This window comes from Paractinoplanes aksuensis (assembly GCF_024137025.1).
GTDB lineage: Bacteria > Actinomycetota > Actinomycetes > Mycobacteriales > Micromonosporaceae > Actinoplanes > Actinoplanes aksuensis.
Map to the genome: position 1 here is coordinate 174,252 of NZ_JAMYJR010000003.1, position 14,389 is coordinate 188,640.

The 14,389-nt window shown below is 70.8% G+C and carries 15 protein-coding genes; 6 read left to right on the plus strand and 9 right to left on the minus strand.

The window, feature by feature from the left end:
- Positions 1–7 precede the first annotated feature (7 nt).
- Complete coding sequence (locus M1L60_RS05135) at positions 8–2,131, minus strand: MMPL family transporter (protein WP_253236112.1); 2,124 nt, start codon at positions 2,129–2,131, stop codon at positions 8–10.
- A 180-nt stretch (positions 2,132–2,311) separates the two neighbouring features.
- Here M1L60_RS05135 and M1L60_RS05140 point away from each other — a divergent pair, with 180 nt between their 5' ends.
- The 4 genes from M1L60_RS05140 to M1L60_RS05155 all read left to right on the plus strand — a co-directional run bounded on the left by M1L60_RS05140 (position 2,312) and on the right by M1L60_RS05155 (position 4,538).
- On the plus strand, positions 2,312–2,584 hold the full coding sequence (locus M1L60_RS05140) for a hypothetical protein (RefSeq protein ID WP_253236113.1): 273 nt from the start codon (positions 2,312–2,314) through the stop codon (positions 2,582–2,584).
- A gap of 15 nt (positions 2,585–2,599) precedes the next feature.
- Positions 2,600–3,085, plus strand: coding sequence for an SsrA-binding protein SmpB (gene smpB, locus M1L60_RS05145; protein WP_253236114.1), 486 nt, complete (start codon positions 2,600–2,602; stop codon positions 3,083–3,085).
- A gap of 7 nt (positions 3,086–3,092) precedes the next feature.
- Positions 3,093–4,127, plus strand: coding sequence for an LLM class flavin-dependent oxidoreductase (locus M1L60_RS05150; protein WP_256516027.1), 1,035 nt, complete (start codon positions 3,093–3,095; stop codon positions 4,125–4,127).
- Between the two features lie 66 nt (positions 4,128–4,193).
- Entirely contained in the window at positions 4,194–4,538 is a 345-nt protein-coding gene (locus tag M1L60_RS05155; protein ID WP_253236116.1) for a hypothetical protein, read from the plus strand.
- A gap of 7 nt (positions 4,539–4,545) precedes the next feature.
- Here M1L60_RS05155 and M1L60_RS05160 read toward each other — a convergent pair whose 3' ends face one another.
- Both M1L60_RS05160 and M1L60_RS05165 read right to left on the minus strand, forming a co-directional pair.
- Entirely contained in the window at positions 4,546–4,893 is a 348-nt protein-coding gene (locus M1L60_RS05160; protein ID WP_253236117.1) for a nuclear transport factor 2 family protein, read from the minus strand.
- Between the two features lie 392 nt (positions 4,894–5,285).
- The gene (locus M1L60_RS05165; RefSeq protein ID WP_308208428.1) at positions 5,286–6,383 is read right to left on the minus strand and encodes a cellulose binding domain-containing protein; all 1,098 of its coding nucleotides are present in this window, start codon (positions 6,381–6,383) and stop codon (positions 5,286–5,288) included.
- Between the two features lie 211 nt (positions 6,384–6,594).
- On the opposite strand from M1L60_RS05165, the gene M1L60_RS05170 reads away from it, so the two are divergent.
- Together M1L60_RS05170 and M1L60_RS05175 are read left to right on the plus strand one after the other, a co-directional pair.
- The gene (locus M1L60_RS05170) at positions 6,595–8,724 is read left to right on the plus strand and encodes a rhamnogalacturonan lyase family protein (RefSeq protein WP_253236489.1); all 2,130 of its coding nucleotides are present in this window, start codon (positions 6,595–6,597) and stop codon (positions 8,722–8,724) included.
- Positions 8,725–8,901: 177 nt separating this feature from the next.
- Positions 8,902–9,276, plus strand: a complete 375-nt coding sequence (locus M1L60_RS05175; RefSeq protein ID WP_253236118.1) for a VOC family protein — start codon at positions 8,902–8,904, stop codon at positions 9,274–9,276.
- A gap of 4 nt (positions 9,277–9,280) precedes the next feature.
- Here the strand turns inward: M1L60_RS05175 and M1L60_RS05180 are convergent, their stop codons facing one another.
- From M1L60_RS05180 to M1L60_RS05205, 6 genes are all read right to left on the minus strand, one after another.
- A complete protein-coding gene (locus M1L60_RS05180) occupies positions 9,281–9,745 on the minus strand; it encodes a hypothetical protein (RefSeq protein ID WP_253236119.1) in 465 nt (154 codons plus the stop codon).
- Positions 9,746–9,806: 61 nt separating this feature from the next.
- Positions 9,807–9,971, minus strand: coding sequence for a toll/interleukin-1 receptor domain-containing protein (locus tag M1L60_RS05185; protein WP_253236120.1), 165 nt, complete (start codon positions 9,969–9,971; stop codon positions 9,807–9,809).
- A 23-nt stretch (positions 9,972–9,994) separates the two neighbouring features.
- Complete coding sequence (locus tag M1L60_RS05190; RefSeq protein WP_253236121.1) at positions 9,995–11,383, minus strand: (Fe-S)-binding protein; 1,389 nt, start codon at positions 11,381–11,383, stop codon at positions 9,995–9,997.
- A 64-nt stretch (positions 11,384–11,447) separates the two neighbouring features.
- Positions 11,448–12,566, minus strand: coding sequence for an FAD-binding oxidoreductase (locus tag M1L60_RS05195; protein WP_253236122.1), 1,119 nt, complete (start codon positions 12,564–12,566; stop codon positions 11,448–11,450).
- A complete protein-coding gene (locus M1L60_RS05200) occupies positions 12,566–12,844 on the minus strand; it encodes a hypothetical protein (protein WP_253236123.1) in 279 nt (92 codons plus the stop codon). Before M1L60_RS05200 ends, M1L60_RS05195 begins: the two co-directional genes overlap by 1 nt.
- Positions 12,844–14,292 carry an FAD-linked oxidase C-terminal domain-containing protein gene (locus tag M1L60_RS05205; RefSeq protein ID WP_253236124.1) on the minus strand — a complete coding sequence of 483 codons (1,449 nt, stop codon included), beginning with the start codon at positions 14,290–14,292 and terminating at the stop codon, positions 12,844–12,846. The genes M1L60_RS05200 and M1L60_RS05205 overlap by 1 nt, the downstream gene beginning before the upstream one ends.
- Positions 14,293–14,389: the final 97 nt, after the last annotated feature.

Below are 14,389 nucleotides of genomic sequence, written 5' to 3' on the forward strand. Positions count from 1 at the left end.
CGACGGCTCAGTGCGTAAGTTCGGGTTCAGATGATGACAACGGCTGGGCCGATTTGTCGTCCGGCTCGTCGAGCTTGTGGGTCAGCTTGCTCGGCCACCACATCCAGCGGCCGACGTCGAGGTTGAGCGCGGTCACCAGCACCGACCGCACGATCAGCGTGTCGAGCAGGACGCCGAAGGCCACCGCGAAGCCGATCTGCACGAACGCCACCAGCGGCAGGCTGGCCAGCGCGGCGAACGTGCCGGCGAGCACGATGCCGGCCGACGTGATCACGCCGCCGGTCGCGGCCAGGCCGATCAGGGCGCCGCGCCTCGTGCCGTGGGTGATCGCCTCTTCCCGCACCCGGGTCATCAGGAAGATGTTGTAGTCGATGCCCAGCGCGACCAGGAAGACGAACACGAACAGCGGGAACGATGTGTCCTCGGCCGGGAAGTCGAGGATGTGGCGGAAGACGAGCACGCTGACACCCAGCGCGGCCGCGAACGACAGCACCACGGTCGCGATGAGGATCAGCGGCGCCACGATCGCCCGCAGCAGCAACCCGAGAATGATCAGCACCACCAGCAGCACGAGCGGGATGATCAGCCGGTTGTCGTGGTCGTTGGCGGTATTGATGTCGAGCAGGATGGCCGAGCCGCCGCCGACCTTGGCGTCCGCGCCCGGTATCGCGTGCAGCGCGTCGCGGGCCCGCTCGACCGTCTGTTGCGCGGCCTGGCTGTCGGGCGCGCTGGCCAGCGTGCCGTCGATCAGGGCCAGGTTCCCGCGGACGACCGGTTCGGCCACCTCGCTGATGCCGGGCACCGCGGCCAGACCGCGACTGACCTCGGCCGCGCTCGCCGCGTTGGCGATCACGGTGACGGGCTGGCCGCCGCCGGCCGGGAAGTGCCGGGCCAGCGCCTCCTCGGCCACCGTCGAGGGCTGCTCGGTGGTGAACTGGTCGGCCTGGGTCAGCCCGGTCGCGTTGAGCTGAAGCAGCCCCAGCGCCATGGCGCCGAGCACGAGCGACGTGGTGATCCAGACGCGGCGCGGGTGGCGGGCGATGCGGCCGCCGAGCCGGGCCCAGACGCCGGTCGCGGTGGGTTCGGGCGTGCCGAACCGGGGGCGGGCCGGCCAGAACAGCCAGCGGCCGAAGATGACCAGCAACGCCGGCAGCAGGGTGACCATCGCGGCCAGGCCGACCACGATGCCGAGCGCGGCCACCGGGCCCAGACCGGCCGTCGAGTTGAGCTCGGCCAGGGTCAGGCAGGTCATGCCGATGGCCACCGTGGCCGCGCTGGCGATGATGGCCGGGCCCGCGCGGTGCAGGGCGAACTGCATCGCCTCGTGCCTGTCCTCGTGGCGGCGCAACTCTTCGCGGTAGCGGGCGACCAGCAGCAGGGCGTAGTCGGTGCCGGCGCCGAAGACGAGCACGGTGAGAATGCCCGCGCTCTGCGCGTTGACGGTCAGCCCGGCGTGCTTGGCCAGCAGATAGATCAGAGCCTGGGAGCCGGCCAGGGCCACGCCGGCGGTCAGGATCGGCAGCAGCCACAGCACCGGGCTGCGATATGTGACGAGCAGGATGATCGCGACGACGGCCAGGGTCGTGTAGAGCAGGGTGCCGTCGATGCCGGCGAAGGCCCCGGCCGAGTCGGCCGCCACGGCGATCGGGCCGGCCAGATAGACGTCGAGGCCGCCCGGCGCGCCCTGCTCGGCGGTGTTCTTGAGGCCGTCGGCGATGTCGGGCAGCGCCTCCCAGCCGTCGCTGTCGATCTTGATGGGGACGATGACCTCGACGGCTGCCTTGTCCGGCGACTCGATCGGGCCGACGACCTGGCCGCTCACGCCCTCGGCGCCGGCCAGGGCCCGCGCGTCGTCGGCGGCCGCGGCGCGGTCGGCGTCGGTGAGCCCGCCGGTGCGCTCGTAGACCACGATGGCGGGCGCGATGTCGTCCGGCTGGAACTGCCGCTGCAACTCGGCGACCTGGGTCGACTCGGCGCCGCCGGGCAGCCAGGCCGAGTTGTCGTTCTCTTGCACCTCGCCCAGCTTGCCGGCCAGCGGCCCGGCCAGACCCAGCACGACGATCCACAGAGCGAGCACGATCCACTTCGACCAGCGGCCGCAGACCAGTCTCGCCACCCCACCCGTTGCCATACGTTCCCCCCGAAACGTGGTGTCAGACGGGCGGAGCGTATGCCCGAGCGCGGTTCCAGCTGAACCCTACTCAGGGTGATTTAAGGGTGACCCCTGACACGTTCCGTCCACAATGGGCACTAATGAGGGAAACGTCCCTTGGGCCACTCCGGTCGCGGCGACCAAGGTCATTTCGGCATAATGCCATGGGTGACCAATTGGGAATACGCGCGGCTCGAATACCGCGCCGCGGGCACGCTCGGCGCCGACCGGTTCATGGACTGGACGGCCACCTTCCACCACCCCGGCGGCATCCTGCGCTGGGGCACCGACGAGCGCTTCGACGACCTGCGCCACCTCAACCGGGCCGGGGCGGCCGGATGGCAGGCGTACGACCGCACGGCGATGCACGTCCACAACGAGCCCCACCGGCTGAGCAGCGTCACTTATTCGATGCGGCGATCCGTGCCGTAAAGCTATGGTTCCTGCGTGAGCAGGGAGACCGGGCGCAAACTGATCGCCTCGAACAAGAAGGCGCGGCACGACTACGCGATCCTCCGTACGTACGAGGCGGGTCTCGTGCTGGCCGGCACCGAGGTCAAGTCACTGCGCGAGGGTCGCGCGTCGCTCGTCGACGCGTTCGCTCAGGAGCACGAGGGCGAGATCATGCTCTACGGGCTGCACATCGCGGAGTACGGCTACGGCAGCTGGACCAACCACGCGCCCCGCCGCACCCGCAAGCTCCTGCTGCACAAGTCCGAGATCCAGCGGATCCTGGCCCAGCTGCGCGACGGCAACGGGCTCACCCTGGTGCCGCTCTCGATGTACTTCAACGAGGGCTGGGCCAAGGTCGAGCTCGGGATGGCCCGCGGCCTCAAGTCGTACGACAAACGGCAGGTGCTGGCCGAGCGCGACGCCAAGAAAGAGATCGCGCACGAGATGGGCCGCCGGTTGAAGGGCCGCCCGGCTCGGTAGAGTGATCATGGTGGAATTCGGACTGGACACCTTCGGCGACGTCACCGTCGACGACAAGGGCAACAAGATCCCGTACGCGCAGGTGATCCGCAACGTCGTCGAGCAGGCCGTGCTGGCCGAACGGGTCGGCGTCGACGGATTCGGCCTCGGCGAGCACCACCGCGACGACTTCGCGGTCTCGGCGCCCGAGATCGTGCTGGCCGCCATCGCCGCCCGCACCGAACGGATCAAACTCGGCACCGCGGTCACCGTGCTCAGCTCGGACGACCCGGTACGCGTCTTCGAGCGTTTCGCCACGCTCGACGCGGTGTCGAACGGCCGGGCCGAGATCATCCTGGGCCGGGGCTCGTTCACCGAGTCGTTCCCGCTGTTCGGCTTCGACCTGCACGACTACGAGCGGCTCTTCGAGGAGAAGGCCGACCTCATGGTCAAGCTGCTCGACGAGGGCCCGGTGAGCTGGGAGGGGACGGTCCGCCCGCCGCTGAAGGACCAGCAGGTCTACCCCAAGACCGAATCCGGACGCATCCGAACGTGGATCGGCGTCGGCGGCAGCCCCGAATCGGTGGTGCGGGCCGCCCGCCACGGCCTGCCCCTCGTGCTCGCCATCATCGGCGGCGAGCCGGTGCGCTTCGCGCCGTACGTGGAGCTCTACCAGCGGGCGTTGGAAGAGTTCGAGCAGCCGTCGCAGCCGGTGGCCGTGCACTGCCCCGGGTTCGTCGCCGAGACGGACGAGGAAGCGGTCGAGACGCTGTGGCCGCACGCCCGCACCATGCTCAACCGCATCGGCCGCGAACGGGGCTGGCCGCCACTGAGCCGCGACCGCTTCGAGAACGACATCCGCGACGGGGCGTGGCACGTGGGCTCGCCCGAGACGGTGGCCCAGAAGGTCGCGCACACCATCAAGCACCTGGGCATCCAGCGCTTCGATCTGAAGTACTCGGCCGGCACGCTGCCCCACGACAAGATGCTGAAGGCGATCGAGCTGTACGGCACCGAGGTCGTACCCAGGGTCAAGGAACTCCTCGCGTCCTCATCCGCCTGACCCCGGCCTGACCGCTGGGTCGCCAACCGGACTGATGCCCGGCGGCCGGAGGTGTGTGCTGGGGTGATGAACGAGCGCACGTACGCCCTCTCGGCGGCTGCCGCCGAGTTCTACGAGACGAATTTTGTGATCGCGGGCTACTTCGCGACCGGCGATCCCGACCGGCTGGCCGCGCTGTGCGAAGAGGCAGGCCGGCGGATCGACCGTCTCACGACCTGGATGACCGCCACCCGCCTGCCCTCCATGGACGCGTTCGTCGAGGCCGAACTGCTGCCGTTGGCCGGCCACCTGAAGGGCGAGGCCCGCCGCCGCATCGGGGCCGACTGCCGGCGTTCGCTCGACCGGTTCGTCACCCCGGGCGGCGAGGTGGCCGCCCCGATCGAGATCCAGTTGGTGACCGGCCGCGGGTGACGTCGGCTCAGATCCAGATGTGTTCCTCGGCGATGGCTCCGTCGCGCCAGCGGGCCAGGGTGACCATGCGGCTGCCGTCCCCGAACTCGCCGACCACGCACGTCCAGTCGCCGGCGCCGAACTTGATCGGGTGGGACTGGACCTGGGCCGGGGTCCCGCCCATGGTCTGCACAAGGGCCTTCATGGCGTCGACGTGTTCGGCGAGCCCGTGCGTCGGGGCCTGGCCGTGGAAGTTGACCACCACGTCGTCGGTGTGCAGATGGCTGAACAGGCCGTCCCAGTCGGCCCCGTTCCACGCCTTGAAGTCGAGATCGTCCATGCTCTTGAGATGGCGTTCGACCGCTTCGTCGCTCATGTGGACACTCCTTGAGTCTCGCTGCGGACCGACCGCCCGCCGTGGGCCCGACCGGCCCGCCCTGGCGACGTTACGCCTGCTCAGGACCGTTGACCCTGTGTCCATCGGCACGGGTCGACAGTGTCACGACAGCGTTGATCATCGGGTCCCGCCGACTGGTCGGGACGCGCGCGACGCGCGGTGAACTGATCGCCGTGCGTGTCGCGATCGGCGCCGGCCCCACTGTGCCGGCGCTCGTGGACGAGGTGCCGGCATGACCCGGTCTGCCCACTGACTCATGCGCCGGGCCGGGTCGACGGTGAAGGCGACCCGGCCGCGTGCGGGCTTTGGCGAGACGAACCGTTTCGTCTCGCGTTCGGCTCGGCCGGCGCTGGGGAGGCCGAGGGACGCGGTCAGCCGAGGGCGGCGGCCAGGGCGGGATACCAGCGGTTGGCGATCTTCACGTTGCCGGCGTCGTTGGGGTGGACGCCGTCGTAGGTGTCGGTGGCGGGGACGAAGCCCGAGAACTGGTCGACCACGGTGATGGGGGAGGCGGCCGTGGAGAGGCCGGCGGCCCAGGCCGGGATGGCCGCGTTCAGGTCGACCACGCGCTGAGCGCATTCGGCGCAGTTCGAGGCGTTCATCGGGATGATCTGGGCGACCAGGATCTTCATGGCCGGGTTGGACGCCCGCATCTGGCCGACCATGCGGGTGAACGCGGCCAGGATCGTCGACGGGGGCAGGTTGTTCCAGACGTCGTTCGTGCCGAAGTGCATGAGCACGATGTCGGGGTCGGTGGGCGCGAGCCAGCCCACCAGATGGTCCTGGTTGGCGACGTTCGTGGCGAGGAAACCGCCGTGGCCCTCGTTTTCCCCGTCGTACGCGAAACCGCAGCCCTGGCCGGGCAACGTGCCCACGAAGTCGACGCGACTGGCGGGCAGTTTTTGCCATAGCAACGCGCGCCAGCAACCGGGCGAGCCGGTGATCGAGTCCCCGAGCGCCATGATCTTGACCGGCGAGCCGGCGGGCGGCGGCGTGGTCGGGGGCGGCGTGGTGGGTGGCGGCGTTGTGGGAGGCGGGGTGGTGGTGGGCGGGGGAGTGGTCGGGCCGTTGCAGGTCGTCCCGTTGAGGGCGAATGACGTGGGCACCGGGTTGCTGCCCGTCCACGAGCCGTTGAAGCCGAACGAGGCCGTGCCGTTGGTGGCCAGCGCGCCGTTCCAGCCGGCGTTGCGCACCGTCACGGCCGAGCCGGTCTGGGTCGCCGAACCGTTCCACAGCTGAGTGATCGTCTGGCCGGCGCCGAACGAGAACGTCAGCGTCCACGACGACACCGGATCGCCGAGGTTGGTGATGTCGACGGCGGCCCCGAAGCCGCCCGGCCAGGAACTCGAGACGGCGTAGCGGACCTGACACCCGGCGGCGGCCGAGGCCGGGCCCACGGCGGCGACGGTCAGCGAACCGGCCAGCACGGCGGTGGTGGCGGCGAGGACGGTCGATCGGAGTCTGGACATCGGCGCTCCCGGGCGAGGGCAAAGGGATCGATCGAAATGGATTAGCAAGCACTATGACATGGGAGCGCTCCCAATCCAACCTTGACCGAAACGTCACGATGCTCCACCCTGGGAACGCTCCCATTTACGTCTCTCGATCTAAGGACCGCCAGTGGCCAGAAGAGGAAAGATCGCGGCCGTCCTCGCCGTCGTGACGGCCGGCGCCGGCGTCATGGTGGCGACCCGGGCCGACGCCGCGGCCGGGTGCCAGGTGCGCTACACCGTCACCAACTCCTGGCCCGGCGGTTTCGGCGCGAATGTCGACGTCACGAACCTGGGCGACCCGCTCAACGGCTGGACGCTCGCCTTCGCTCTGTCCGGCGGTCAGACAATCACGTCGTTGTGGAACGGTGCCGTGACCCAATCCGGCTCCGCGGTCTCGGTCAAGGACGCGGGCTGGAACGGCGCCCTCGCCACCAACGCCACGACGGGCTTCGGCTTCAACGCCAACGGCACCGCGGCGACGCCGGGAACGTTCACATTGAACGGGGTGGCATGCACCGGCTCGACCCCGCCGACGACGCCCCCGCCCACCACGACACCGCCGCCCACCACCACGCCGCCGCCCACGACGCCCCCGCCGACCACTCCGCCCCCGACCACGACGCCGCCGGCCGACGGGAAGCAGCGCGAACGCCTCGACCGCGGCGTGATCAGTGTCCGCTCCGGCTCGGCCAACCTGGTCAGCTGGCGCTGGCTGGCCACCGACCCGGCCGGCATCGGCTTCAACGTCTACCGCGGCACCACCAAGGTCAACGCGTCGCCGCTGACCTCGTCGACCAACTACCTGGACTCCGGCGCGGCCGCCAACAGCGCATACACCGTACGGGCCGTACTGAACGGGGTTGAGCAAGCGGCCGAGGGCCCGTCGCTGACGTTCGGCAACGGCTATCTCGACGTGCCGATCCAGAACCCCAACAGCTCGCTGTACGCCGCCAACGACGCCTCGACCGGTGACCTCGACGGCGACGGCAAGCTCGATCTGGTGCTCAAGTGGGAGCCGCTGAACGCCAAGGACAACTCGCAGTCCGGCGTCACCGACCCGGTCTACGTCGACGGCTACAAACTCGACGGCACGCGGCTGTGGCGCATCAACCTCGGCCGCAACATCCGGGCCGGGGCGCACTACACCCAGTTCCAGGTGTACGACTACGACGGCGACGGCCGGGCCGAGGTCGCGATGAAGACGGCCGACGCGACAGTTTCCGGCACCGGCCAGGTGATCGGCAGTTCGAGCGCCGACTACCGCAACTCGTCGGGCTACGTGCTCAGCGGCCCCGAGTACCTGACCATGTTCGACGGCCGCAACGGCGCCGCCCTGTCCACGGTCAACTACGAGCCGCCGCGGGGCACGGTCAGCAGCTGGGGCGACTCGTACGGCAACCGGGTCGACCGCTTCCTGGCCGGCACCGCCTACCTCGACGGCGCCCGGCCCAGCCTGATCATGGCCCGCGGCTACTACACCCGCAGCGTGATCGTGGCCTGGGACTTCCGCAACGGCGCGCTGACCCGCCGCTGGACGTTCGACAGCAACAGCTCGACCAACAGCGGCACCGCCGGCCAGGGCAACCACCAGCTCTCGGTGGCCGACGTCGACCGCGACGGCCGGGACGAGATCGTGTACGGATCCCTCGCGATCGACGACAACGGCGCGAAGCTCTGGAACACCGGCTACGGACACGGCGACACCCTGCACGTCGGTGATCTCGACCCGTCCCGTACGGGCCTGGAAGTCTTCAAGGTCGACGAGGACTCCAGCAAGCCGTCATCGTGGTTCGCCGACGCCCGCACCGGCCAGATCCTGTGGAGCACCCCGGCCAGCGGCGACAACGGACGCGGCGTCTCGGCCGACATCTGGGCCGGCAGCCCCGGCGCGGAAAGCTGGTCGTCCGCCGTCGACGGCGTACGCGGCCCGTCCGGCTCGGTGGTGTCGAGCCGCAAGCCGAGCTCGACCAACTTCGTGCTCTGGTGGGACGGCGACGCCCAACGCGAACTGCTGGACCAGACCCGAATCGACAAGTACGGCACCTCAGGCGACACGCGTCTGCTCACAGCCGGCGGCGTCCACTCGAACAACGGCACCAAGGCCACCCCGTCCCTGAGCGGCGACCTGCTCGGCGACTGGCGCGAGGAGGTCATCTGGCCCACCTCGGACAACACCGCCCTGCGGATCTATTCAACCCCGATCCAGACCGACCGCCGGGTGGTCACGCTGCTGCACGACATCCAGTACCGCGAAGCCCTGGCCTGGCAGAACACGGCCTACAACCAGCCTCCGCACCCCTCGTTCGCCCTCTCCTGAATCAACCCCGGCCCCGGCGCCGATCCGGAGCCACGGGAGCCGGAGCCCGCAGCGCAGCGCATTCACAGCCCGATGCGCTCACTGCGGGCTCTCCGGCATCAAAGGCGCACTGCTGGGCACGGCGCTCTGCCTCCGCGCCGGCCGCGGGATCGGCCAGATACGCCCTAAGGTGTTGCCATGATCCTTCGACACGTGACCGTCGACAGTTCCGAGCCGTACGAGTTGGCCCGCTTCTGGAGCGAGGTCACCGGCTGGCCCCTCGGGGAGGGTGACGAACCCGGGGACGACGAGGTGCTGGTCGACGCGCCGGCGCCGGTGCCCGGTCTGCTGTTCATCCGCGTGCCCGAGGCCAAGACGGTCAAGAACCGCCTGCACATCGACTGGCAGCCCGACGAGCGCACCCGCGACGAGGAGGTCGACCGCCTCACCGCCCTGGGCGCCAAGCTCTTCGAGGACCACCGCACCCCCGACGGCCTGGGCTGGGTGACCATGCAGGACCTGGAAGGCAACGAGTTCTGCGTCGAGCGCAGCACCCTCGAACGCGGGGTCTAGCCGGTCAGCGCAGAACCAGCGGCTCGCCACCGTGGGCTGATGCCACTCGCTTCTTCTGGTCGCCTCGCCCGTGCGAAGCGGAGACGACGAGCTGGTAAGTGCCGGGTCGCGGCACGGCCGCCAGGCGAAGGTAGCGCCGGTACACCGCAGTCCCGGCGGCGACCCACAGCCACCGGTCGTCGAGCCGGTGGTGATGGTCCCGGCCGTTTTCGCCGATCAGGCTGGCGCCCAGCTGCACCAGCGCCGCCGGCCCGCCCGAGCGGATCACGTAGTCGATCGTCAGCACGCCCGCGTCCACACCGAAGTCGACATGCCGGATCTTCAACTGTGGCCGGTCGGCCGAGCCGGTCGGAGCAAGATCCTCGGCGCAGTCGTTCAAGGCCGACTTCAACCGCCGTGACCAGACCTGCTCACGCATGTCGAGCTGTTGCCATCGGCCCAGCCGGGCCGGGGTCTCGGCGTCGTCCAACCGCAGCGGGAACAGAAATCTCTGCCCCGCGGGGCGTGTCTCGGCCGCGTCGAGGATGAGCTTAGTCCTGGCCGGCCAGCAGGCAGTACTTGTCGAGCCAGACGCCGTGGCCGGCGGACAGCAGTTGGTCGGCCACTTCCGCGGCGGCCTTCTCGTCCTGAGAGGCGTAGCTGATCAGCGTGGCCGGGCGGCCGTGCCCGGCCGGAATGTGAGGGGGGATCGACACCCTCGTGAGTGTAGGGCCGGGGCTCAGTCGCTGAAGGCCTTCGGGCCGAGGTTGCGGATCGAGGCGTCGAGCACCTGGGCGGTGTGGGCCATCGCCATCGTGGTGCCGTTGCGGTTGAGGGCGGCGGCGACCTGCATCATGCACCCAGGGTTGGCGGTGACGAGCAGGTCGGCGCCGGTGGCGAGGACGTTGGCGGCCTTGCGATCGCCCAGTTCGGCCGCGGGCACGGGGTTGAGGATGTTCCAGATGCCGGCCGAGCCGCAGCACAGGTCGGCGTCGGCGATCTCGCGCAGTTGCAGTTCGGGGATGCCGCGCAGCAGCGCCCGGGGCTGGGCGCGGATGCCCTGGGCGTGACCCAGGTGGCAGGCGTCGTGGTAGGCCACGGTCAGCGGCAGCGGATGGCGCGGGGCGACCGGCCCCAGCTCGTCGAGCAGCTCGGCCAGGTCGCGCACCTTCGCCGCGAACGCCGTGGCCCGTTCCGCGTAGGACGGGTCGTCGGCCAGCAGCTGGCCGTACTCCTTCAGCGAGGAACCGCAGCCGGCCGCGTTGACCACGAAGTAGTCCAGGCCGGTGTGCTCGAACGTGTCGATCAGGCGGCGGGCGAAGCCGAGCGCCTCGTCCCGGCGTCCGTTGTGGACGCTCAAGGCGCCGCAGCAGCCCTGGCCGGGCGGGATCACGACGTCGCAGCCTTCCGCGGCCAGGATGCGCACGGTCGCGGAGTTGACCTCGGGGAAGAACGCGCCCTGCACACACCCGGTCAGCATGCCGACGACCGCGCGGCGGGTGCCCCGGGCGGCCACACGGCGCGGCGGTGGTGGCACCTTGCGCAGCCGCGGCGCGAGCGATTCGAGGGTGGTCAGCGTCGGGCCGAGCCGGGCCAGCAGGCCGCTGCGGGCCACCCACCCCTGCAGACCCGATTTCTGGTACGCCCGCAGCGGCCCCCGCAACAGCCGGAGCCGCCGCGGATAGGGGAAGACGGCGAAGATCGCCCGCCGCAGCAGCGCGTCCCCCGGGTCACGGGTGAAGCGCCGCTCGACCTGGGCCCGGGTGTCCTCGATCAAGCGGTCGTACTGCACGCCCGACGGGCACGCGGTCACACACGACATGCACCCGAGACATTTGTCGAAGTGCTCGACCATCGAACCGCTCAGCGGCTCGCCGTTGACGCCCTCGTTCATCAGATAGATCCGCCCCCGCGGCGAATCGGCCTCGGCCCCCCACAACACGTACGTAGGGCAGGCCGGCAGACAGAACCCGCAGTGCACACAATCGGCGATGAGATCGGCCCGCGGCGGATGATCATCGTCGAACGCCCGCCCGTCGGCGACGGGCCCGAGCACGTCCCGGAGCGGTTCCCCGGTGCCCCACGTGGCATCGACCATCAGGCGCCGCCCCCAAAGATCGTCGGGCATGAGCTCGCGCTGACTCTCGGCGGCCGCTCGCCGAGAGCGCCGCACGTCCCCGAGAATCGGCCCATCAGATGCCTCCCACGAAGCGTCCCGGTGCGAACCGGTGGTCCGGATCGAACTGGTCCTTGATCCGGCGCATCACCGCGAGCCCCGGCACCGGCCCCCACATGTCGAGGATGTCGCGCACGTCGGCCGGCGCGGTCAGCACCACGGCATGCCCGCCGCTGCGCACACACTGGGCCCGCAGCCGTTCGACCTCGGTGATGTCGTGGGCCGCGGCATAGAGCACCCCTGTCCCGGCCGACCCGCGCAGCGTCGACCCCGATTCGATCAGCCCCGGCACCATCGACAGCGGCACCGACAGCTTCATCCCGATCTCGTCCGCCGTCCACGGGTCGCGGCCCCACCACCCGGGCGCGGCCTCGCTCACCTCGCCGGCCAGCAACTTCTCGAGCAGACCAGACCTTTCCCGTACGCCGCCCGGCGTGCCTTCGAGCAGCACGGCCAGCTCGCCCGTGGCGGTGTCGATCTCGATCGCGGTCGGCGCCACCTGGGCGGCCAGGATCGCCGGCACGGCCTGAGCCGGTGCCGTCGTGCGCACGTACGCCGCAGCGGCCGGCCGCGGATGCAGCCGGAACACGCATTCGGTGATCAGCCCGAGCGTCCCGTACGACCCGGTGTAGAGCTTGCCCAGGTCGTAGCCCGCGACGTTCTTGACCACCTTGCCGCCCGCCTTGGCCACCACCCCGTCGGGCCGGACGACGGTGATGCCGATCAGTAGGTCACGTGCCGTGCCGTAGTGCAGCCGCCGCGGCCCACTGGCCCCGGTCGCCACCACCCCGCCGACGGTCGCCCCCGGCGCGGCGTCGATGGCCAGCTGCTGATCACCGAGCGCGAGCTCGTCGAGCGGCGTGCCCGCGCCGAGCACGGTGATCAGGTCACCCGCCGCATGCTCGACCACCCCGGCCAGCCGCCGCGTGTCGATGATCAGGTCGAGCGCCCGCGGGGAAGGCCCCCAATGAATCTTGGTGCCGCCACCCCGCACGACCACGGTCAGGTCACCAGCCGCCGCGACCAGCGCCGCCGCCTCGGCCGTCGAGGCCGGTGAGGCGACCAGCCGCGCCGGCACCCCACCGACATGGTCGTCGTCCCCGGCCGGCCGGGTCAGCTCGTCGAGCGCCCCCATCAGAACCTCCCGGCCAGGACGCCGCCGGCGGTGGGCGGGTCGACCTGCCCGATCGGGATGACGGAGGCGGCGGACGTGTCGACGTCCCCGACCGAAACGCCGGGGGCGGTGAATGGGCCGAGGCCGCTGGCCCGGGCGCGGGGAGGGGTGAGCGGGTCGAGGTTGCCGGGTCGCGCGGACGGAGGGGGGAGCGCACTGCGGTCGCCGGCCCAGTTGGGGGAGGGGGTGAGCACGCCGAGGCCGCCGAACAGGGCGCGGGAGACGATGAGCGCGCCCATCAAAAAACTTCCACGCCTGGGAAGCGGGCCGCGAGGTCGCCGCCGGGGCGCTCGCCGCACAAGCGGGGTGCCGGGAAGACCTTGCCCGGGTTGGACAGGTGGTCGGGGTCGAAGGCGCAGCGCACCAGCTGCATCGTGTCGAGGTCGTCCTCGCCGTACATGCGGGGCATGTATTTCGCCTTGTCCAGGCCCACGCCGTGCTCGCCGGTGATCGAGCCGCCGTACTCGATGCAGAGGTCGATGATCGCGCCGGAGACCGTCTCGGCCCGCTCGGCCTCGCCCTCGACCCGGGCGTCGAACAGCACCAGGGGGTGCAGGTTGCCGTCGCCCGCATGGAAGACGTTGGCCACCCGGACGCCGTGCGAGTCGGCCACGTCGCTGATGCGGCGCAGCACCTCGGGCAGCGCGGTGCGGGGGATCACCCCGTCCTGCACGATGTAGTCGGGGCTGATCCGGCCGACCGCGGCGAAGGCCGACTTGCGGCCCTTCCAGAACAGGGCGCGTTCCGCCTCGTCGGCCGCGATGCGGATCTCGAACGCGCCCTCGCCCCGGCACAGCGCGGTGACCTCGGTGAACTGGGCCTCGACCTCGGGGGCGGGCCCGTCGAGCTCGACGATCAGCACGGCCGCCGCCCCCGGCGGATAACCACAGGCGACAGCGGCCTCGGCCGCCTCGATGGCCAGCGCGTCCATCATCTCGATGGCGGCCGGCACCACCCCGGCCGCGATGATCGCCGAGGTGGCCGCCCCGGCCGCGTCGATGCTGGGGAAGGCCGCGAGCAGCGTGCGCACCGACTCGGGCAACCGGGTCAGTTTGACCGTCACCTCGGTCGCCACGCCGAGCGTGCCCTCGGACCCGACGAACGCGCCGATCAGGTCGTAACCCGGCGGGTCGAGGGCCCGGCCGCCCAGCCGCACCAGCTCGCCGTCGGGGGTGACGATCTGCAGGCCGGTGACGTGGTTGGTGGTGAAGCCGTACTTGAGGCAGTGGGCGCCGCCCGAGTTCTCGGCCACGTTGCCGCCGATCGAGCAGATCTGCTGGCTGGACGGATCGGGCGCGTAGTAGTAGCCGTGCGGGGTGGCGGCCCGGGTGACCTGCAGGTTGATCACCCCGGGCTCGACCACGGCCCGCTCGTCGGCCGGGGCGATCTCGAGGATGCGGCGCATCTGGGCGGTGACGATCAGGACGCCCTCGGCGTGGGGCAGGGCGCCGCCGGACAGCCCGGTGCCCGAGCCGCGGGCCACGAACGGCACCCCGGCCTCGGCGCAGGCCCGGACCACGGTGGCGACCTGACCCGCGGTGTGCGGCAGCACGACCAGGGCCGGGACGACCTTGTAGTGGGCGAGCCCGTCGCACTCGTACGTCCGGAGCTCTTGCCGGTCGGTCACGACCTGCTCAGCGCCCAGTTCGGCGGCCAGCCGCCGGGCGAGTGCGTCGATGTCCGCCATGAAACGGACCCTATCCCGAGGGTCCGACATTCGTCACCGAGAGTCTTCCGATCTGTGCCGGTGCGTAGTAGTTCCGCCATCGTGGCCGGGCCCGCTC